The sequence below is a fragment of the Actinokineospora iranica genome, assembly GCF_900101685.1.
Classification (GTDB): domain Bacteria; phylum Actinomycetota; class Actinomycetes; order Mycobacteriales; family Pseudonocardiaceae; genus Actinokineospora; species Actinokineospora iranica.
In genome coordinates this window covers 249,985-270,206 of sequence record NZ_FMZZ01000010.1, presented here as the reverse complement: position 1 = coordinate 270,206, position 20,222 = coordinate 249,985, and the positions used below count along the sequence as shown (strand labels likewise).

Genomic DNA, 20,222 nt, shown 5'->3' with positions numbered 1-20,222 from the left:
CAGATGAGCCGCAGGCAGCCGGTCGACGCCGGGATCATTCCTCGAAGGCCATGTCCTCGCCGCCGCCGTCGTCCTCGAAGACCTCTCCCATGACCTCGCCGAGGATCATGCCGCCGACCACGCCCGCAGCGGCGCCCGCGACGACCCCGCCCATGCCGGGACCGCGGCGCCCGTGGTGGTGCTGGTCGTATCCCTGGTGGCCGTACCCGGGCTGGCCGTAACCGGGCTGGCCGTAACCAGGCTGGCCATATCCCGGCTGGCCGTACCCGGCCCCGCCGCCGAACGCGGGGTTGGCCTGGCCGCGCTCGGCGACCTGGGTCAGCCACTGGCCGATCAGCCCGGCCCAGTCGGCCTGCTCGGCGTCGACGTGGGACAGGTGGAAGTGCCCGAACGAGTCACCGCCCGCGCGGAACATGCCGCCGCGCTTGTCGGCCTCCAGCACCACGTACAGCTCGTGCGGATTGGCGACGAAGGTCAGCTCGACCTGGTTGATCCGGCCCGCGAACTGGCCGGGCGGGAAGAACTCGATCTCCTGGTAGAAGCCGAGTTCCTGGCGCACGCCTGCCAGGCGGCCGACCTCGACGTCGGCCGCGCGGAACTGGAAGCCGAGCTGCCCGAACGCGTCGAGCACCTTGTCCTGCGAGGGCAGCGGGTGCACCAGGACCGGGTCGAGGTCGCCCTTGTCCGGGGCGCCCGCGATGACCAACTCGGTGCGCACGCCCACGGTCATGCCGGGCAGCGCGGTGTTTCCGACCGCGGTGATCGGGGTCTCCCACGGGATCGGCAGCTGGAACGGCACGGCCACCAGTTGGCCCGCCGGGACGCGCAAGCCCTGCTGAACCACCATGCGGTGGAACTCGCCGACTCCCGCGCTCTCGTGGCCGCCGTGCTCGACCTCGACGCGGGTCACCAGCGACAGCACGACCTGGCCGATCTCGGCGTCCGCGCTGCCGCCTTGGACGCGCACCTGACCGGTGATCACCTGGCCGGGCGTGGCGTGCGGCGAGTCCAGCACGGTGTCGACGGACGGGCCGCCGACGCCGAAGGCGCTGAGCATCCGTTTGAACATGGACCGTGTCCTCCTGTGGTGGGTGGTGTGCTTCGAGGTCAGCTCGCGCCGACCGGGTGGCGTGGGGTGGTGTCGGTCTCGTCCTCGAACTCGCCGATCAGCTCTTCGAGCAGGTCTTCCAGCGCGGCGATGCCGACCACGCGCGCCCCGCCGTCGGTGTCGGGACCGGCGACGAGGGCGAGTTGCGCGCGATCGGCGCGCATCGCGGTGACCGCCGCGGCCACCGGCATGGTGGCGGGCAAGGTCAGCGGGGTGCTCATCAGCTCCCGCGCGGCCGGGTCGGCTCCGGTGGCGGTGGCGCGCATGGCGTCGCGGATGTGCACCAGGCCCACGAACCCGCCCCGCCGGTCGGTGACCGGGAACCTGGACCGTCCACTGTGGAGGCTGTGGCGCTCGATGGCGCGGGCGGTCGTGCGCTCGGTGACGGTGTCGGTGGTGTCGATGGGCACCATCACCTGGGCGACGGTGGTGTTCTGCAGTTGCAGCATCCGGGTCAGCAGCCGCTGCTGGCCTTCGCCGATCAGGCCGTGCTCGCCGGACTGGCGGACCAGCATCCGCAGGTCGTCGGGCCGGTGCGCCTGGGCGAGCTCGTCCTGCGGCCGCACCTTGAACAGGCGCAGAATCCCGTTCGTGACGCCGTTGAGTCCACTGAGGACCCAGCGGACCGCGTGCGCGAACGCGCGGAACGGCAGCGCCAGCAGCAGCGCGGAACGCTCGGGATGGGTGATCGCCCAGGACTTCGGCGCCATCTCGCCGACCACCATGTGCAGGAACACCACCAGCACGAGACTGACCGCGAACGCGAACGCGTACGACACCCCCGAGGGCAGACCGGTCGCGCGCAGCAGCGGATCGATCAGATCGGCCACCGCGGGCTTGGCCAGCGCGCCCAATCCGAGCGTGCACAGCGTGATCCCGAGCTGGGCGCCCGCGAGCATCAGCGACAGCTCGCGGACCCCGGCCACCGCGGCGCGGGCGGCGCGGCTGGTCTCGGCGGCCTGTTCCAGCCGGTGGCGCTTCGCGGCGATCAGCGCGAACTCGGCGGCGACGAAGAACGCGTTGGCAGCCAACAACACCAGGGAGACGAGCAAGGACCAGGTGGTGCTCATCGGGCCGCCTCCCGGTCCGCGGTGCGGGAACTGAGCACGACGCTGCCGGGCACGTTGCGCGCGACCGCGACGACACGGACCGAGACGCCGTCGAGGAAGACCTCGTCGCCCACCCGGGCGATGCGGCCGAGCCTGTGCAGCACCAGACCGGACACGGTGTCGTAGCTGTCGTCCGCGGGCAGCGCCACCCCGGTGGCGGCATCGATCTCGTCCACGCGCATCCGGCCGGGCACCCGCCAGACGCCGTCGACGATCGGTTCGATGGTGTCCTCGACCAGGTCGTCCTCGTCGTGGATCTCCCCGACCAGCTCCTCTGCCAGGTCCTCCAGCGACACCACCCCGGCGAAGCCGCCGAACTCGTCCACCACGCAGGCCAGCTGTCTGCGCTCGGCGCGCAGGCGTTCCAGCACCGCGGGCAGCGGCAGTGTCGCGGGCACCACCAGCGCGGGCGAGGCGATCCGCCCGATCGGCGTGCTCGCGCGCTGCTCGGGCGCCACGGTCAGCACCTCGGCCAACCCGACCACGCCGCGCAGGTCGTCCAGGTCGTCACCGGTCACCGGGAAGCGCGAGTGGCCGGTGCCCAGCAGTTCCACCACGCGGGCGGCGGGCTCGTCCGCGCGCACGCCGCGCACCGCCACGCGCGGGGTCATCGCCTGCTCGGCGACGAGTTCGCGGAACCCCAGCCCACGTTCGAGCAGGCGCGTCAACTCGGCGTCCAGATGCCCCTGGTCGCTCGCGTCAGCGATGATCTGCCGCAGATCATCCGGGGTGGCGCCCTGCGGCAACTCCTCCACCGGCTCGATGTTCATCGCGCGCAGCAGCCGGTTGGCCGCGGCGTCGAACAACCGGATCACCGGACCGGCCACCTTCAGATAGACCAGGGTCGATCCGCTCAGCGCCTTGGCCAGCCGTTCGGCCCTGGCGATGGCCAGGTTCTTGGGCAGCAGCTCACCGAGCACCATCTGCACCACGGTGGCGAACAGCAGCGCCACCGCCATCGACAGCGAGACCGCCACCGTCGTCGGCAAACCTGTCGACCCCAGCAGTTCCGCCAGGCCGGAGCCGAGCAGCGGCTCGGCGACATAGCCGGCCAGCAGGGCGGTCACGGTGATCCCGAACTGGGCGCCCGACAGCATGAACGACAACCGCTGCGTCACCCCGTAGGCCCGGTCGGCGGCCTTGTCGCCCGCCTCGGCCAGCTGCCGCAACCGGCCCCGGTCCACCGCCATGTAGGCGAACTCCTGGGCAACGAAGTACCCGGTGGCGACGGTCAGCAGCACGATCGCCAGCAGGCCGGAAAGAATCAACATGCCGCACCCGCGGCAGTGGGAAGAGTGGTCGGCCGGGCCCCACCCGGCCGACTACTACAGCCGTCTATGTCGGCATCAGCAGGCATACTTCACAGTAGCACGTTGCACTGTAGGGTTCACGGGAAGTCACGAAGGGAGGATCTCGATGAGCGAGGCACTGCTCAAGATCGGCGAACTGGCCGCCCGCGCCGGAGTCAGCGCCCGCACTGTCGACTACTACACCAGTCTCGGCCTGCTCGCCCCCGCGCGGCGCACCGCGGGCAACTACCGTCTCTACCAGCCCACCGACGTCGACCGCATCCACCTCGTCCAACGCCTCGAAGGCCATGGCGTGCCGCTGGAGGAGATCGCCGCCGCGCTCAATACCCGCCAGGCCGACGTCAGCGAGATCCTGGACCGCATCGACACCGACCTGCGGGCCCTGCAGGCCGCGGCCGAAGCAGCGCCCCCGGATGTCCACGGGCTGTTGGCGGCGATCGCCCACCGCGTCCACTCCCTGATCACCATCGCCCTGCAGATCCCGCCCGATCTGCCGATGCTCTGATCCGCTACCACGTCTCGGTTCGGCGCAAGCGCACCGAGGTGATCGCGTGGTGCTCGACCGCGAGCACCTCCAGCGTCCACCCGGACACGCGGACGACGTCACCGGGCCGCTCCGGAATGCGGCCGAGCTTGACCAGCAGCAAGCCCGCGACGGTGGCGTAACTCCCGTCCGGCGCGTCGAGCAGTTCGACCCCGAGATCGACCAGGTCGTGGACCGGGAAGGTGCCGGGCAGCACCAGCGACCCATCCGCGGCCCGCTTCACCCCCAGGACATCCCGATCGGTCTCGTCGTAGATCTCACCGACGATCTCCTCCAGCAGGTCCTCCAGCGTCACGATGCCCGCGACCGCGCCGTGCTCGTCCATCACCAGCGCGAACTGCTCGTGCTCGGCCTTGAACCGCCGCAGCGCGTCGGACACCCGCAGCGAGTCCGGGAACACCACCGCCGGACGGACCACATCGAGCAACCGCGCGCCCTCGTCCAGCAGGTCGCGCAGGTTCACCACCCCGACGACGTCATCGAGATGACCGGAGCGCACCACCGGCGCCCGCGAATGGCCCGACCCCGCCAGCGCGGTCCGCGCCCGCGCCGCATCGAGGTCGGCGGCGAGGATGAACACCGCCCGGCGCGGCACAAGCACCTCCCGCAGCCGCCGCTCGTGGATCTCCAGCGCGCCACTGATGATCATGCGCTGCTCCGGGTTCAACCCCCGCTGACTGGCTACCAGCTCCCGCAATTCCTCCGGTGTGAGCTGCTCGGACTCAGCCTGCGGGTCGCCGCCGAACAGGCGCACCACCAGGTTCGTCGACGCGCTCAACACCCACACCGCGGGCCGGGAAACCGCCGAGAGCACATCCAGCGGCCGAGCGACGAGCAACGCCCACCGCAGCGCGTACTGCATCGCCAACCGCTTGGGCGCCAGCTCACCGAACACCAGCGTGACGAACGTCAGCGCCACCGTCACCAAACCGATGGCCACCGCGTTCGCCGCGCCACCCAGGAACCCCAGCATGGGCACCAGCGGCTCGGCCAGCGACACCGCGGCCGTCGCCGAAGCCAAAAACCCCGCCAGGGTGATACCGATCTGGATCGTGGCCAGGAACCGGTTCGGGTCCCGCGCCAGCCGCGCCAGCGTGCGCGCACCCACCCGGCTGTCGCGCTCCAGCGCCCGCAACTGCCCCTCCCGCAGCGAGATCAGCGCCATCTCACTGCCCGCGAACACCGCGTTCAGCAGCACCAGCACACCGACCAACACGAGGGTGAAACCGTAGCCGCCCACGCCCACTCCAACCACACCGAACGGGCCACACGATAACCGTCCGACCAGCCACCCACACTCGGAGCGACCCCTCACTCCGACGCCCAGCGGCCCAACCAACGACAGAAACGACAAGGGGTGGGGCTTGCGAGCCCCACCCCGTCACCGCTCGCGCGCCCGACGACTCACTTGGCCGACTTGTCGAGCTCCACCAGGGCCGCGGCGAGCAGGAAGTACTTGTTGGTCCCGAGGTCACGCACCGTCGTGACCCCGAACGCGTCCAGCCAACTTCTCCGCGTCGCCATCGCTGACCCCCGCCAGCGCGGCGACCGGCGCGTCGAGAACCTCGCCCACGGTCAAGTCCTCATACGCCTTGTCGAGCTGCTTGGCCAGGTCCACGGAAACAGCCACAGATGACTCCCTACCCGAGTTGTCGATCATGCCGCGGCCAGCTTGGCGACCCCGACACCCGAGCCACCGCACGCAAGCTGAACGGGATGGTCACTGCCCCTCGCGCACGCCGGGTACGGCGTCGTCGATCTCACCTCCGGCGAGTCGGCGAAGGGGATCGCCACCTTCATCGACAAGGTGCTCACGACCCCGCTCCCGGACGCACTCCTCCTCGGTCAGGGCCTCCTTGCGGGCCTTGCGCCAGGCACGGCCGTAGGCGGACCCGGATATCAGGCCAGTCTCCCGGTGCTCGAACCGCCGCGATCGCGGCGGCTTGGCGGACTGCCGCTTCCGGGTTCACTCCCCCAAGAAGTCGTCGCTCCAGCAGCTCTGGTGATCAACTCCGTGACCCGGCTGTAGCGGCGCTCAGCTCGCGGAACGGCAGCGTCGACACTCAGGTCCGGGGTGGGTGCCGCCATGCGCCGGGCACGAAGGTCACCACGTCGCGGTGCGCGCCAACGCGGGGTGCTCCGGGGTTCAGGTCGCGTTCGACGTAGCCGCGGCTCCAGGCGATGCGGCGGGCGGTCTCGGTGTCGAAGGACCAGTACCAGGGCTGGAAGTGCACGATCCGGTGGCCGTCGAAGCGCGCGGCGAAGACCTGCTGCTGGCGCTGGGGCGAGGTGAACCGGTGCCGGTAGGCGAACAGGACAGCCGCGGCGGCGATCGGCAGCACGACGGCCATGACGACGATCGCGATCGTCCCCGCGTTCTCCGACTGCGCCGCCGCCAGCACCGCGATCACCGGTCGTCGCGGCCGTAGCGGAGGCTGCGGGCGATGGCCACGGCCTGCCGGGAGATCTCCGGCCAGCCTGCTTCACTGGTCGTGCTGACGTCGAGGGCGGCTAGGTGGTCTCCGGTGGTCAGCGGGATCAGGAACACCGCGCGGAAGGTCGGGATGACCAGCTCATCCTCGGCGCCGAAGCGCTCCGGCGGGATCCGGAACTCGCCGACCACCAGGGCCGCGACCGCGTGCCCGATGGGCAGCTGGATGGTGCGGGTCTGGGCCTGCGGGTTGCGCCGCTGGAAGAGCTCCTTGACCGCGCCGGTCATGCCGACCAGGTCCCCGGCGGCGGCCGCGGGGTCGGCCGAGCGCAGCCGCTGCACCGAGAGCAGCACGGTCGCGGTGGCCGGGGCGTCGTCGGTGACGACGGCGAACTTGCCGCACAGCTGGATGTCCATCGCCCGGAGCGCGTCGAACACGCCGACCATCTGCTCGGCCGTGGTGACCGCGTCGCCGACGTCCTGGCCCGCGGACTCGGCCTTTCTGACCAGCTCGAACGCGTGGTCGCGCTGGGCGGCGGCGTTCTCGCCGATGGGCAGCGCGGCGAAGCCGGGCGGCAGTTCCAGCCGCAGGCCCTGGATGGCTGAGGTCATGGTTCCCCTAATCCGCGTTCGTCTCGGCGATGCCCTCTTCGATGGCGTTCCAGAACGGGACCGCCAAGCCCGCGCCGGGCACGACAAGGCCGGTGCCGTAGGCGGCCCACTGCGCCGGGTTGCGCGGGGCCCAGTAGGTGCCGAGGTTGTCGTAGAACGTCGACGCGTCGCCACCGGTCAGTCCCTCGCCGAGGGCCTGGCCGCCGAGGTTGCCGAGCGCGATGCCCAGGCCGACCCCGGGCACCGGGGTGACCAGGCTGGCCACGCCCAGCCCGATCGCGGCCGCGTCGAGGAAGTACGTCTCCGGCGGGATGTCCGCGCCGAGCAGGTCGCCGACGATGTGGCCCTGCAGCGCGGTGACCGACAGGCCGAGCGCGACGGCGTCGAGCACGGTGCCGACGACGGTCCCGACGCCGGGGATCAGCTCGGCGATGCCGCTGATCACGCCGAGCATGGTGCTGATGTCGCCGAGCACGTCGGCGATGTTGGCGATGATGTTGCCCGCCAGCTCGCCGATGTAGTCCAGGCTGTCGGCGACGGCGGCCAGCGCGTTGTCCAGCGCTTCGCCGAGGCGCTCGAACATGCCCGGCTTCTCCGGGGCGATGTCCTTGGCTGTGCGCAGGGCGTCGGCGCATCGGCGAGCCAGGTCCTCGTGCTGCGTCTTCAGCCGCTCGGCCTGCTCGCGGATCGCCTCCAGCTCGTCCTGGGCGGCGCGGAGGCGGTTGACCGCGTTGTCGAGGCGCTGCTGGGCGTTGCGCAGGGACTCCTCGTCGGCGAAGGTCTGGTTCGCCAGGCCGAGGTCGGGGTTGGCCTGGGCGGACTCGACCTGGCTGATCGCGGCCCGCGCCTGCTGTTCGAGGTCGGCGGCGGTGCGCTGCATCGGGACCAGGTCGGAGTGCCAGCCGGACAGGGCCTCGGCGGCGGCGTTGAGCGAGCGGTTTGCCTTGTCCAGATAGTCGGGCAGCTCGCCGAGCTTGTCGCGGAAGTTCTCCGCGGCCTCGCCCTGCCACAAGCCGGACTCCGAACCGATGCGCTGGAGGGCTTCGTACGCGTCGGACAGCGCCTTGCCCACGCCTTGGTAGGTCGTGCACAGCGACTCGATCCGGCCCGTGTCGCCGGGGGCGGGGTCGAAGCCGAGCGCGTCGAATCCGGGTCGGTCGACCGTCGGGGCGAAGACGTTCACGCGTCACCGCCCAGGCGCGAGGAGATCTCGCTGTTGCCGGAACCTTCGCCGGACCCGCCGCCGCTGAAGGCGCCCGCCATCGTGCTGAAGACCTCGGTGAGGGCCTTCTCGATTTCCTCGTACGCCTTCTTGGTGACCTGCATACCCTCGGTGACGTTGCCCGCGGCCTCGGCCAGCTTCTTGGTGCCGTGCTCCCAGCGGTCCTGGAAGTCCCCGCCCGCACGGTCCAGCTCAGCGCTGCCCAGATCGGAGGGCGAGGCGTCTTTGAGCCGGTTGTTGGCGTCGGTGATGCTGTCGGCCGCCGTCTCCAGCGTCTGGATCAGACGACCGAGTCCTTCGATCTCGACTTGGTAGCCACTCAAGGCTGCCCCCCACGGTTCGACTCCGGCTTACGGGACGATCCGACGCAGTCGTGGCCGGTCCGGTTCCCACACACCATCTCATACCCTGATGATGATCTTTCCGAAAGTAGTGCCGTCCTCGCCGCGGCGATGCGTGTCGGCTACGCGGTCCAGCGGGAGCGGTCTTGGTGACCACGCGGCGAACACGCCCCCGGTCAGGTGCGCACCTCGACGCTGACGCCTAGTGATTGCTCACGAGTTCGCCGGTGAGGGTCTGGTGGATGGCGGCGCTGTGGTGGTTGAGGCCGGTGATCTCCACGGTCTTGCCGCGGGCGGCGTACTTGGTGGTGATCGCGTCGAGAGCGGCGACCGAGGACGCGTCCCAGATGTGGGCGGCGGCGAGGTCGATGACCACCGTGTCCGGGTCGCCCGCGTAGTCGAACTGGTAGACGAGATCGTTGCTGGAAGCGAAGAACAACTCTCCGGTGACCAGGTAGACGACCCGGTTCCCGTCGGGATCGCGCACGGGTTCGACGGTGACGACCCGGGCGACCCGGCGGGCGAAGATCACCATGGCGGTGAGGGAGCCGACCACGACGCCGATCGCGAGGTTGTCGGTGGCCACGACGACCGCGACGGTCACCACCATGACGGTGATCTCCCCGGTGGGCATCCGCCGCAGCGTCGCCGGGGCCACCGAGTGCCAGTCGAAGGTGCCGAAGGCGACCAGGACCATCACCGCGACGAGGGCGGCCATCGGGATCTGGGACACGATCGGGCCGAAGGACACGCACAGGATCATCAGGAACACCCCGGCCAGGAACGTGGAGAGCCGGGTGCGGGCGCCGTTCTTCACGTTGATCATCGTCTGGCCGATCATGGCGCAGCCGCCCATGCCGCCGAAGAACCCGGTGACGACGTTGGCGACGCCCTGGCCGATGGACTCGCGGGTCTTGTCGGAGTGGGTGTCGGTGAGGTCGTCGACCAGTTTCGCGGTCATCAGCGACTCCATCAGCCCGACCAGGGCCAGCGCGAGCGCGTACGGGGCGACGATCTTCAGGGTGTCGAGGGTGAACGGGACGTCGGGCAGGCCGGGCACCGGCAGCGCCGAGGGCAGGGCTCCCCGGTCACCGACCGTGGGCACCGCGATTCCCGCGCCGACGGTCAACGCGGTCAACGCGATGATCGACACCAGCGGAGCGGGCACGATCGTGGTCAGCCGGGGCAGCAAGACCATCAGCGCCAGCGCGCCCAGCACCAGTGGGTAGACCACCCATGGCACGTCGACCAGCTCGGGAACCTGCGCCAGGAAGATCAGGATCGCCAGGGCGTTGACGAACCCGACCATCACCGACCGCGGGACGAACCGCATCAGCTTCGCCACGCCGAGCCCACCCAGGGCGATCTGGATCGCCCCGCCCAGGATCACCGCCGCGAGCAGGTAACCCAGCCCGTGCTCCCGGGTCAGCGGCGCGACCACCAACGCCACCGCCCCGGTGGCCGCGGAGATCATCGCCGGGCGACCGCCCACGACCGAGATCACCACGGCCATGGTGAACGAGGCGAACAGCCCCACGCTCGGGTCGACCCCGGCGATGATCGAGAACGAGATCGCCTCCGGAATCAGCGCCAACGCCACCACCAGCCCGGCCAGCACCTCGGTGCGCAGCACCTTCGGGCGCAGCCACGCCGGACGAGCGAACACCGGAGCCTTCCGCCCGGAGCCGGACGGCGACATGTTCGGAGAAGAGACGTTCAACAGCGATCCTGTCGTACTCGGGCACGCGTGGAACCGCGCGCGAAGAAGCGGAACGGAAGACGGCAACCCCTTGAGCAAAGGCCCGCGTCGGGGTCAGGCAAACCGGGAACCGCACCGTCGAACCGGGAAAGCCGGTGACAGCGCGAGAAAGACGGCCCGTTACGGCGGACAGGACAGGGACTGGGGCGAGCAAGGGCGCACGCGTCGTCTCCTGTCCTTGAGAGATGGGTGGGCGGGAACACCGTCGTCCCCGCGCCTGGTGGGCTGACCTCACCACCGCGACCGCACTTTACCGACGCGCCCGGGCCGAAGGTGACCTGGGAAAGCCGGAATGTGGCAGAGGACACCGACCTGCCCGCCGACCACGCCGATGTTCGTCCATCTCGGGTGGCGATCCCCGTGTCCCCCGAATCGACTGCGCCTTCCGGCGCGGACCCCGCAGGTTCGCGGATACCGCGTGTCGCCGCGCGGAGGTTGCGCCGATGGCGTCTATACGGGATCTTTGCGCGCGGAGCGCCGGGAAGTCTGGTCGGCACGCCCACCCCCGTCCGGTGGTGGGCCGTGGTCGGCGTGGGCAGGGGTTCTTCCGTGGCGCTGGTGTTGGCGTTCGGTGTGGTGTTGCTGATTTGTGTGTCGCTCTCGGCGCTGGCGGCGCGAACGGTGTTGTCCACCGCGCTGTTGTTCCTGGTCGCGGGGGCGCTGATCGGGCGCGGCGGCCTCGGACTGGTCGACATCCCCTCGGATGGGGCGTTCGTCACGGGGCTGGCCGATCTGGCGCTGTTCACCGTCCTGTTCACCGACGGGCAACGGGCGGGCTTGCCGGATCTGCGCGAGGGCTGGCGGCTGTCCGGGCGGGCGCTGGGGCTGGCGATGCCGTTGACGATGGTGGGCATCGCGCTGCCCGCGCACTACCTGGCCGGACTGGACTGGACGACCTCGTTGCTGGTCGGCGCGGTCCTCTCGCCCACGGACCCGGTGTTCGCCTCGGCCATCGTGGGGCGGGACGACGTGCCGCTGCGGCTGCGGCGGCTGCTCAACGTCGAGTCCGGTCTCAACGACGGGCTCGCGCTGCCGTTCGTGCTGATTTTCCTGGCCACCGCCACCAACTCCGACACCCACCTCGGCGCCGTGGCCGTGGAACTGGTCGCCGGACTCGTGCTGGGCATCGTGATCCCGGCCGCGGTCGCGCTGGCCTGGCGCACGCGCGTGTTCACCGCCGAACCGCGCCTGCAGGCGCTGGGGCCGCTGGCGATCGCGGTCATCCTGTACGCGACCTGCCACCTCACCCACGCCAACCCCTACCTGGCCGCGTTCGCCGCCGGGTCCACCCTGGCCACCCTGGACCGCAGCATGGCGGAGCATTTCGAGCACCTCGGCGACCTGCTCTCGGAGGTCACGAAGTTCGCCGCGCTGCTGGTGTTCGGCGCGCTGATCACGCCCGAGCGGATCTCGCACCTGTCGCTCGGCGACTGGGCGGTGGCGGTGATCGCGATCCTGCTGGTGCGCCCGGCGGCGATGACGCTGTCCCTGCTGCGCACCCCGCTGCCGGCACGGGAACGCTCCGCCGCGGCGTGGTTCGGTCCCAAGGGGTTCGCCTCGGTGGTCTACGGCCTGCTGGTCCTGCAGGCCGCGATCCCCGCGGGAGAGCACGTGTTCGACCTCGTGGCCATCACCATCGCGCTGTCGATCGTGCTGCACTCCTCCACCGACGTGCCGGTGGCCAAAGCGCTCAGCATCGAACCCCCGGCCAACCTCCCCACCGGCAGGCCCGACACCCGCGGGCGACACGAGACGGGGTGAACCCGCGTGTCGTCCCCGAACGCCGAACTCGGACTCCCCCGGGTAAGGCGCGTGGCCGCGACAATGGAGGGGTTCGCCTCGATTCCTCGGCTCCGGGTCGCTGAACGCCGATCCTCGGCCTCCTTCCCGATCGGCCCTGGTTTGTCTGCGGCTGGGCCCATCGGGCAGGGTGTCTCGCGGTGTGCCGGGAAGTCTGGTCGGCCGCTCGTTTCCGTCGGGGCGAGTGTGAAGAGTCAAACCAGCGGGAGAGCGCATGACCAGCACCACAACAGCATGTCCGGCTCTCGATGACCGGTTCCGCTCTCCTGACGCCCCGGCTCGCCGGGGCATCTCCCCGGAGGGTATGCCGTGAGTGGCCTGGCGAGCGGAGAGCGGCTGGCCACCGGCGTCGTCGGTCCGGAAGACGAGGCCAGGCCGCGCCGGTATCGGCCCGAGATCCAGGGGCTGCGAGCCCTCGCCCTGACCCTGGTCGTGGTGTACCACGTGTGGCTGGGCCGGGTGTCCGGTGGCGTCGATGTGTTCTTCGTCGTCGCGGGCTTCCTGCTGACCGGCCAGTTGACCCGAGCCGTCGAGGGGCGGGGGATCGACTTTCGGCCGCTGTGGGGTCGGATGATCACCCGGCTGTTCCCCGCGGCGCTGACGGTTCTGTTCGCGGTGATGGTCGCCACGGTCGTGTGGCTGCCCCAGAACCGGTGGCTGCAGACCATCCGGGAGATCGGCGCCGCGGCGCTGTACGTGGAGAACTGGCAGCTGGCGACCGACTCGATCGACTACTACGCCCAGAACAACGTCGCCAGTGTCGTCCAGCGCTTCTGGTCGCTGTCGATCCAGGGCCAGTTGTACCTGGCCTGGCCGCTGTTGTTCGGCGCGCTCGCGTTCCTCGTCCACCGGGCAGGCCGACGGCTGCGTCCCGCACTGCTGGCTGTCCTGCTGGCGGTGCTGACGGCCTCGTTGGCGTACTCGGTGTGGCTGACCGCGGTCAACCAGCCGCTCGCCTATTTCCACACCCTCACCCGGGTCTGGGAGTTCGCTCTGGGCGGCGTGCTCGCCCTCGTCCCTGTCTCGTTGCCCCGCCGGGTGCGGGTGGCGCTGGGCTGGGCAGGTGTCGTGGCCCTGGTGCTCTGCGGGCTCGTCATCCCGGTGGGCGGCAGCTTTCCCGGCTACCTCGCGCTGTGGCCGACGCTGAGCGCGGTGGCGGTGATCCTGGCCGGGAACACCGGCGACCGGATGGGGGTGGACCGGTTTCTGGTCTCCCGTCCCCTGCGCTACCTGGGGGACCTCAGCTACAGCCTGTACCTGTGGCACTGGCCGGTGCTGGTCTTCTTCCTGGTCGTCCACGACCGGGCCACGGTCGGCCCGCGCGCGGGCGCGGTCATCATCGTCGTGTCCTTGGCCCTGGCCGCGCTGACTCACCACCTGATCGAGGAACCGGTACGGCGTTCCCGGCTCGGCGTCGCCCGCTGGGCCCCTTACCGGCTCGCGGCTCTCACACTGGCTTCCGTCCTGCTGGTCCTGTTCTCCTGGCACACCCTGGTCCTGCGGGCGAACGACTTCTCCGGAATCGCCCAGGGCGACCCCGACCACCCCGGCGCCCTCGCCCGCGCCCCGGGCTTCGAGTACTCCGGCATTCCCGACGCGTCCCTGTTGCCGCCCATGGTGGCGCTGTCCAACGACTGGGCGGGCATCGATGAACGCGACTGCGCCCTCGCTCCCGGCACCCGGGCGCTGCGCGTGTGCACCAGCGAGACCAGGACCACGCCCGCCAAGCGGATCGCGGTTGTCGGCGACTCCCACATCGGGCAGTACGTCGCCGCGCTTGCGCCCATCGCCGAACGCCACGACTGGCAACTGGTGATCATCACCAGGGGCGGCTGCCCCTACTCCACGGCGTCCGAACTCGCCCCCGGCGATCTCGACTGCCTCGAATGGAACGACGACGCCACGGCCGAGATCCTGCGCCTGCGCCCGGACGCGGTGTTCACCCTGGCCACCCGCGATGTCCGGGTCGGGCGCACCGAGTGGACGCCGCCCGGGTTCGTCGAGCGCTGGCGCGAACTCGACCGGGCCGGGATCACGGTGCTCGCTGTGCGGGACAATCCGCGGTTCGGGCACTCTCCCCCCGAATGCGTCCTGCGCGACGGCGCGGAGTCCGATCGCTGCGCCGTGCCACGCGGCGACATCCTCGCCGCCGACCCGCCCTACGACAACATCCCCGACATCCCCTCGAACGTGTCGTTCCTGGACTTCAGCGACTACTTCTGCACATCGTTGACCTGCCCGCCGACGATCGGCAACGTGCTGGTGTACATGGACGACAACCACGTCACGGCCACGTTCATGACCACACTCGCGCCCGTCGTCGAGGACGCCATCCTCGACGCCACCGGCTGGTAAACGGCCCCCGCACCGCGACGCGGACGGGTACGATGATCACATGGGTCTAGTCGCTTTGCTGGTGTTCGGTGCCGCGGCGGGGTGGGCGGCGACGCTGCTCGTCGGTTGGCGCCGATCCCGACGGGGCGGTCTCGCCGCCAACGTGTTCGCGAGCATCGGCCTCGGCCTGCTCGGAGCCGGATTCAGCGGACTGCTCGTCATGGTGGTCACCGGACAGAAGACGGCCTTCGACTTCGACCTTCCCAGCCTCGTGACAGCCACTCTCGGCGCCGTCGCCCTGCTGCTGCTCGCCCGCGTGGTCCACGGCCGCGCCCTGCGTTCCCACCGCTGAGTCACATACCGTCGATCGGTTTGGTCGGTCGCTCTGGCGCTTCTTCGCCCGGATCTGCCTGGCGGCGGCGAGCACAGAGCCGCGAAGGAACACGGCCACCGTCCGTCGGCCCTGTCCGCCCACGTGACGTCCCCGCGACTGGACTCGGGCGGGATCGGCCGCGTTGTCGGCCGGGTGGTGACCAGCGTGGACTGGTCGTCCGCCGGGTCTTCTGGCGGCACCCGGATGGCGCGTCCCCGGCCTCTGGCAGCCTCGGCGTGCCCTCGGCGCCAATCCTGACCTCGCACCGCGCGGACCCGGCGGGTCAGCGGACGAAGCCGATGGCGCCGGAGCAGGCCCGCCAGGGAAGTCAGCCCGCCCCGGCGCCGCAGCCCGCGCGTCGCCAGCGCCGCCACCTCGGTCCGCAGCGAAAGCTCGCTCGCCGTCGTGAGGTCATCGCGCGCTGTCAACGCCACGGTGTGGAAGCGCAGCCCGCGGATGCCGCCGATCCCTGCTTCGGGCGTGGGAGCACTTCAGCACACCGGCCCGACCGCGACCACACCCAGGAGGGACCGTCGCACGGGTCACGGGGTGGCGCAGAGTGGGCAGAAGTGCGGGCCGATGGCGCGGTCGCGGCCGCGCCAGCCCGCGCCGCCCGCCTGCGACCACAGCAACAGCCACGCCTCGGGCCGGGCCCGTTCGCCGCGGCGGGAGCGTCCACATCCGTCACAGATCAGGACGAGTGCCGGTGTGCCGCTGTCGTCGGGGATGGCTGTCATCTGGTGAGTCGGCTCGGCTTTCCCGGCAGGCCGCTACCCGGCCCGCCGCTCATCGCCGTCCGGTTCCCGTCGAGGGGTAGGGCAGCAGCAGCCCGACCAGCATGATCACCGCGACTCCCGTGGCGACGACGGCGAAGCTGCCCGTGGCGACACCGAGCACGACGCAGCAGGCGGCGCAGGACATCAGCACCAGCGGGGCCGCCCGCGGCCGGTCGTCGGAATGCCCGTCGGAATGCCCGTCGCCGAATGGCTCGTCATCGATGAAACAGCAGTCGTCGCACCCGGACAGGTCCTGCCTCGACTGGTGCGCCAGGCGACGCGCGATGTCGTCGAAGGCGTGCCGTTCGTCCTCGCTCAGGCGGGCGTGGTCGTCATCCGGGTCCTGGCGGCGCATCGCGGTCCTCCTTAGTCACTTGTTCCGGGTCGACTGGCTCACGAGTCTTCCCGTCCATCGGCGCGAGGAAAACGTTCCGAGCCGGGGACGGCCCAAGTGTCATCCGACCGCAAAGTAGCCGTCCGGCTGATCGCAATACCCGCGCGGCGGCCAGTCCTCCGACAGCGTGACCACCATCCGTGTTCTCACGGCCGCCGCGGATGGGCCGCGTGTGACCATCCCCCGTGGACACCCGGCACCCGGTCCGGCTCACGAGGCGACCGTGGCGATGTCCGGTGGCCCGGGCCGGGCGGTGTCGCCGCCGCGGGCCAGCACGGCGACCACCGTGCGAACGTGGTCCAGCTCGCCGGTGATGAGGATCGATCGGTCGCGCACCGCTTCGAGCAGCGGCCCGTGGCCCAGCCACACCCGGGCCAGCGCGCCCAGCGTGCAGACGACCCGAACGCTCGCGGGCTCGGCGGGGGGCGTGTCCCGCGCCGACGAACCGCCCGTGGCCAGGGCGAGCCACCACCGTTCCCGCGGTCGCGCGTCGGCGAAGTCGACGCGCACCGACACCGGGCCGGGTAAGTCCGCGGTGTCGGCGACGCGGCAGATGTCGGCCACCAGCAGCGCCGGGTCCAGGTCACGCAGCCGGGGCTCGGGCAGCCACCGCCGCCCCCACGACCGAAGGGCCTCCACCACGGGGCGCAGTTCTTGTCCTGCCTCGGTCAGCCGGTATCTCGGGGAGGCCCGTTCGGCGCAGGCCATCCGTTCGGCGATGCCCGCGGCCACCAGCGTCCTCAGCCGGGTCGCCAGCAGCGAGCGCGAGATCCGGGGAAGGCCGCGGGCGATGTCCTCGACGCGCTGCGCGCCGCGCAGCAGCTCCCGGACGACCAGCAGCGTCCAGGTCTCGCCGAGCAGCTCGGACGCGCGCGCGACGGCGCAGTGTTGGCCATAGTGAACGCTCACCCGTGTCTCCTCGCGCCGATCCGATCGCGTCGGTTCTCCCCGGGCCGTGAACGTGCCCGGTCCCGCGTGGCTTCCGCTCCACCGCTGGAAGCCGTCGAGTCGCCTGCGTGCAGGTGGCCGAGCACGCTCAGGCTCGCGATGGCCACGCCCGCGACGACATCGGCCCCGGTGGCCAGGGTCGACTCGACGCCGAAGCCGTAGTCGACCAGCATCGGCGCGGTCAGCAGCCAGATCCCGAGCACGGCGCCCAGCGTGGTCGCGGCCAGCAGGGTGGTCTTGCGCATGACCCGCACCAAGCCCAGCGCCGCCGCGGCCAAGCCCGCGATCCGGTCGTTCCAGGGCGCGTCGAACCCGGTGGGCGTGCCGTAGTCGCCGTGCAGCGACAACACGACCAGCCCGCAGCCCAAGACGAGGGTGACGCCGCTGACCAGCCCGGGAAGCTGCGGGCCGGGTATCCGGCGCGGCGCCTTCGCCGCCGGTGTGGTCGTTGTCGTCATGAGGCGAGTTCCTCCGCCAAGGCGGCGAGCCTGGGGGCGGGCGCGCTCCTGGCCAGCACCATCGATCGCAGCGCGCGCCGGGTGTCGACCCCGGGGCTCAGGGAACGGGCAACCCGGGCCGTGGTGATGCCGACGGTGGGACCACAGGCCAGTCTGCGCAGTTCGGAGCGCAGCGACCGGGCGGGCAGGACGACGCTCAGCGCGGCCGGGACCGGCGCCGTGGCCTCGATCAGCAGGCCGAGCAGCGGCTCGTCCTCGGCCAGGACCGACCACCGGCACACCCCGTCGAGCAGGACGACCGCGCGGTGATCCCGCTCGACCCAGGAGGTGAACATGCCGCCGCAGGTGGTTCTGGCCAGGTCGTCGTCATCCAGGACGACGGTGAACACCGGCCACAGGTCGGCGTGGCTGTCGCGGTCGCTTTCCCGCGGCCAGAGCAGCAGCGCCTCCCGGGCCAGGACGACCATGCCGGTCGCGGTTGCCTTCGCAAGCATGACCACATGCTTGACCGGCCGTGTTGAGACCGGCGCGGCCGTCACTTTGCGGTTGTGTGACGAGACCGGACCCGCCCGGGATCCCACGCCCGCGTTTGACAGCATCGGTGCGGTGGCGGTGAGACTGGTGATTGTCGAGGACGACGACCGAGTGCGCGCGGCGTTGCGGCTGGCCCTGGAGGACGAGGGCTACGACGTCGTCGAGGCGCCCAGCGGGGAGGACGCGCTGGCGGCGCTGGCCGCGACCGGGCCGCCGGAGGTGATGATCGTCGATCTGATGCTCGGCGGGATGGACGGGTTCAGCTGCATCCGGCAGGTGCGGCAGACCAGCGACGTGCCGATCATCGTGGTCAGCGCCAGGGTGGACACCCACGACGTGGTCGCCGCGCTGGAGGCGGGCGCGGACGACTACGTCACCAAGCCGTTCCAGATCAAGGAGATCACCGCCCGGCTGCGCGCGCTGCGCCGCCGGGCGGCGGGCTCGGGCCAGGTTGGGGCGCCGCACGAGAAGGTGCTTGATTCCGGGCCAGACCCTCTCGTCCTGTCCGCGGAGGGCGGCACTGTCCGCAGAGGACAGGAGCAACTGCACCTGACCCTCACCGAGTTCCGGCTGCTGTGTGAGCTGGCCGAGGAGCCGGGGCGCGTGCTGAGCAGGCAGACACTGCTCTCCCGAGTGTGGGACCGCGGGTTCTTCGGCGACGAGCGCATCGTCGACGTGCACGTCCGGCGGCTGCGGACCAAGATCGAACGCAACCCGTCGGCCCCGAGGACGGTCGTGACCGTGCGCGGCCTGGGCTACCGCCTCGATGTCCGCTGAGTCCCCCGGCCGCCGCCTGGGCCTGCGCGGCCGGGTGATGCTGACCTTCGCCCTCGGCGCGGCGCTGGTGCTGCTCCTGCTCGCCGTGTCAGTGTTCACCATCAGCCGCGGCTACCTGCTCGACCAGCGCGAGCGGTCCGCCCAGCGGTTGGCCTCCGCCGACGCCGATTTCGTCAAGCGCAGGCTCGCCGCGCCGAACGCGGACCCCCGGGCGGCGCTGATGGCGCTCGACCCGGCCGCCGACACCATCCTGCTGCTGCTCCGCCACGGCGAGTGGATCTCGGCGGACGGGAACCCCCCGCCCGCCCCGCCCACACCGAGCCTGCTGGCCGAGGTCGCGGCAGGCGCGACCACGCTGGAGCCGGTGACTGTCGGCGAACTCCCCTACCTGGTCGTCGGCGTCCCGCTCGGCGACGGCGACGCGTTCTTCGAGTTCACCCCGATCATCGAACTCCGGTCCACGATCCAGGTGCTGGGCACGGTCCTGGCCGCCTGCGCGCTCGCGGCCACCGTGGGCGCGGCGCTGCTCGGGCTCTGGGCGAGCAGACGGGTCCTGCACCCGCTGCGGTCGCTGGCGGGCACGGCCGCGAGCATCGCGGGCGGCAACCTCGACAGCAGGCTGCCCGAGGACAACGACCGCGACCTCAACACCATCGTGACCTCGTTCAACTCCATGGTCGACTCCCTGCAGCGGCGGATCGAACGGGAACGCCAGTTCGTCGGCGACGTCACCCACGAGCTGCGCACCCCGCTCACCACCCTGGTCACCAGCGTCGAGGTGATGCACCGGCACGCCGCCGAACTGCCCGACCGCCCCCGCCGCGCGCTGGAACTGGTCGGCAGCGAACTCGACCACCTGCGCCGGATGCTCGACGACCTGCTCACCCTGGCCCGCACCGACGCAGGCCTGCACCACGACGACGAGGAACCGCTGCGCCTGGTCGACCTGCTCGACCACGTCCTCGCAGGCCAGGCCGCCACCCCCGTCGATGCCGACACCGACGGGCCCGTCCTCGGCCGCAAGCTCGCCCTCGTGCGCGCCTTCACCAACCTGGTCGACAACGCCGAGCGCCACGGCCGCGGCCTCGCCCGCGTCGGCCTCCACGCCCACGGCGACCACGTGCTGGTCGAGATCGACGACCACGGCCCCGGCGTCGAGCCCGCCGAGCGGGAGAGGATCTTCGAGCGCTTCGCCACCGGCCGAACCGCCCGCGGCTCCTCCGCGGGCACCGGCCTCGGCCTCGCCCTGGTCGCCGAGACCATCGCCGCGCACGGCGGCACGGTCCACTGCACCGACGCACCCGGCGGCGGCGCGCGGTTCGTCGTGGCCCTCCCCCTGGACAACACCCCGGAAGACACCATCGAGTGAACGAAGCGGCCCGCCCCAGGCCC

At 71.2% G+C, this 20,222-nt stretch carries 21 protein-coding genes; 6 read left to right on the top strand and 15 right to left on the bottom strand.

All coding sequences use genetic code 11. The features are described from left to right. Positions 1 to 34: 34 nt before the first annotated feature. Genes BLS56_RS21025 through BLS56_RS21015 form a run of 3 tightly spaced genes read right to left on the bottom strand, consistent with a single transcriptional unit; the run spans position 35 to position 3,488 of the window. Complete coding sequence (locus BLS56_RS21025; protein ID WP_091453637.1) at positions 35 to 1,069, bottom strand: sporulation protein; 1,035 nt, start codon at positions 1,067 to 1,069, stop codon at positions 35 to 37. 38 nt (positions 1,070 to 1,107) lie between these two features. Next, positions 1,108 to 2,178, bottom strand: a complete 1,071-nt coding sequence (locus BLS56_RS21020) for a hemolysin family protein (RefSeq protein WP_091453634.1) — start codon at positions 2,176 to 2,178, stop codon at positions 1,108 to 1,110. Beyond that, complete coding sequence (locus BLS56_RS21015; RefSeq protein WP_091453632.1) at positions 2,175 to 3,488, bottom strand: hemolysin family protein; 1,314 nt, start codon at positions 3,486 to 3,488, stop codon at positions 2,175 to 2,177. The genes BLS56_RS21020 and BLS56_RS21015 overlap by 4 nt, the downstream gene beginning before the upstream one ends. A gap of 145 nt (positions 3,489 to 3,633) precedes the next feature. Here BLS56_RS21015 and BLS56_RS21010 point away from each other — a divergent pair, with 145 nt between their 5' ends. Then, on the top strand, positions 3,634 to 4,032 hold the full coding sequence (locus tag BLS56_RS21010; protein ID WP_091453629.1) for a MerR family transcriptional regulator: 399 nt from the start codon (positions 3,634 to 3,636) through the stop codon (positions 4,030 to 4,032). Positions 4,033 to 4,036: 4 nt separating this feature from the next. On the opposite strand, the gene BLS56_RS21005 is transcribed toward BLS56_RS21010, so the two are convergent. The 7 genes from BLS56_RS21005 to BLS56_RS20975 form a co-directional block, all read right to left on the bottom strand. Next, entirely contained in the window at positions 4,037 to 5,311 is a 1,275-nt protein-coding gene (locus BLS56_RS21005) for a hemolysin family protein (protein WP_091453737.1), read from the bottom strand. A gap of 231 nt (positions 5,312 to 5,542) precedes the next feature. After that, complete coding sequence (locus BLS56_RS21000; protein WP_228771807.1) at positions 5,543 to 5,701, bottom strand: hypothetical protein; 159 nt, start codon at positions 5,699 to 5,701, stop codon at positions 5,543 to 5,545. A gap of 433 nt (positions 5,702 to 6,134) precedes the next feature. Next, a complete protein-coding gene (locus BLS56_RS20995) occupies positions 6,135 to 6,482 on the bottom strand; it encodes a hypothetical protein (protein WP_091453627.1) in 348 nt (115 codons plus the stop codon). Then, positions 6,479 to 7,114 (bottom strand): hypothetical protein, encoded by a 636-nt coding sequence (locus BLS56_RS20990; protein ID WP_091453625.1) that lies wholly within the window; start codon positions 7,112 to 7,114, stop codon positions 6,479 to 6,481. The genes BLS56_RS20995 and BLS56_RS20990 overlap by 4 nt, the downstream gene beginning before the upstream one ends. 7 nt (positions 7,115 to 7,121) lie before the next feature. Continuing rightward, the gene (locus tag BLS56_RS20985) at positions 7,122 to 8,297 is read right to left on the bottom strand and encodes a coiled-coil domain-containing protein (protein WP_091453622.1); all 1,176 of its coding nucleotides are present in this window, start codon (positions 8,295 to 8,297) and stop codon (positions 7,122 to 7,124) included. Continuing rightward, entirely contained in the window at positions 8,294 to 8,659 is a 366-nt protein-coding gene (locus BLS56_RS20980) for a hypothetical protein (RefSeq protein ID WP_091453620.1), read from the bottom strand. The genes BLS56_RS20985 and BLS56_RS20980 overlap by 4 nt, the downstream gene beginning before the upstream one ends. A 220-nt stretch (positions 8,660 to 8,879) precedes the next feature. Continuing rightward, the gene (locus BLS56_RS20975) at positions 8,880 to 10,376 is read right to left on the bottom strand and encodes a SulP family inorganic anion transporter (RefSeq protein WP_091453617.1); all 1,497 of its coding nucleotides are present in this window, start codon (positions 10,374 to 10,376) and stop codon (positions 8,880 to 8,882) included. 609 nt (positions 10,377 to 10,985) lie between these two features. Between BLS56_RS20975 and BLS56_RS20970 the strand changes: the two genes are divergently transcribed. The 3 genes from BLS56_RS20970 to BLS56_RS20960 all read left to right on the top strand — a co-directional run bounded on the left by BLS56_RS20970 (position 10,986) and on the right by BLS56_RS20960 (position 14,922). Beyond that, the gene (locus BLS56_RS20970; protein ID WP_091453615.1) at positions 10,986 to 12,197 is read left to right on the top strand and encodes a cation:proton antiporter; all 1,212 of its coding nucleotides are present in this window, start codon (positions 10,986 to 10,988) and stop codon (positions 12,195 to 12,197) included. Positions 12,198 to 12,554: 357 nt separating this feature from the next. After that, positions 12,555 to 14,591, top strand: a complete 2,037-nt coding sequence (locus tag BLS56_RS20965; RefSeq protein ID WP_228771812.1) for an acyltransferase family protein — start codon at positions 12,555 to 12,557, stop codon at positions 14,589 to 14,591. Positions 14,592 to 14,631: 40 nt separating this feature from the next. Next, complete coding sequence (locus tag BLS56_RS20960) at positions 14,632 to 14,922, top strand: hypothetical protein (RefSeq protein ID WP_091453613.1); 291 nt, start codon at positions 14,632 to 14,634, stop codon at positions 14,920 to 14,922. 563 nt (positions 14,923 to 15,485) lie between these two features. On the opposite strand, the gene BLS56_RS20955 is transcribed toward BLS56_RS20960, so the two are convergent. The 5 genes from BLS56_RS20955 to BLS56_RS20940 form a co-directional block, all read right to left on the bottom strand. Then, positions 15,486 to 15,680, bottom strand: coding sequence for a hypothetical protein (locus BLS56_RS20955; protein WP_091453610.1), 195 nt, complete (start codon positions 15,678 to 15,680; stop codon positions 15,486 to 15,488). 49 nt (positions 15,681 to 15,729) lie between these two features. Continuing rightward, positions 15,730 to 16,074: a hypothetical protein gene (locus BLS56_RS20950; protein ID WP_091453608.1), complete on the bottom strand. Its 345-nt coding sequence runs from the start codon at positions 16,072 to 16,074 to the stop codon at positions 15,730 to 15,732. 249 nt (positions 16,075 to 16,323) lie between these two features. Continuing rightward, positions 16,324 to 17,022, bottom strand: coding sequence for a winged helix-turn-helix transcriptional regulator (locus BLS56_RS31645; RefSeq protein ID WP_175482963.1), 699 nt, complete (start codon positions 17,020 to 17,022; stop codon positions 16,324 to 16,326). Beyond that, on the bottom strand, positions 17,019 to 17,519 hold the full coding sequence (locus tag BLS56_RS31640) for an SPW repeat domain-containing protein (RefSeq protein WP_175482962.1): 501 nt from the start codon (positions 17,517 to 17,519) through the stop codon (positions 17,019 to 17,021). The genes BLS56_RS31645 and BLS56_RS31640 overlap by 4 nt, the downstream gene beginning before the upstream one ends. Further along, positions 17,516 to 18,013 carry a hypothetical protein gene (locus BLS56_RS20940; protein ID WP_139190868.1) on the bottom strand — a complete coding sequence of 166 codons (498 nt, stop codon included), beginning with the start codon at positions 18,011 to 18,013 and terminating at the stop codon, positions 17,516 to 17,518. Before BLS56_RS20940 ends, BLS56_RS31640 begins: the two co-directional genes overlap by 4 nt. Positions 18,014 to 18,125: 112 nt before the next feature. Between BLS56_RS20940 and BLS56_RS20935 the strand changes: the two genes are divergently transcribed. Both BLS56_RS20935 and BLS56_RS20930 read left to right on the top strand, forming a co-directional pair. Further along, positions 18,126 to 18,830, top strand: coding sequence for a response regulator transcription factor (locus tag BLS56_RS20935; protein ID WP_091453731.1), 705 nt, complete (start codon positions 18,126 to 18,128; stop codon positions 18,828 to 18,830). After that, positions 18,820 to 20,199, top strand: coding sequence for a sensor histidine kinase (locus BLS56_RS20930; protein ID WP_091453602.1), 1,380 nt, complete (start codon positions 18,820 to 18,822; stop codon positions 20,197 to 20,199). The genes BLS56_RS20935 and BLS56_RS20930 overlap by 11 nt, the downstream gene beginning before the upstream one ends. Positions 20,200 to 20,222 lie beyond the last annotated feature (23 nt).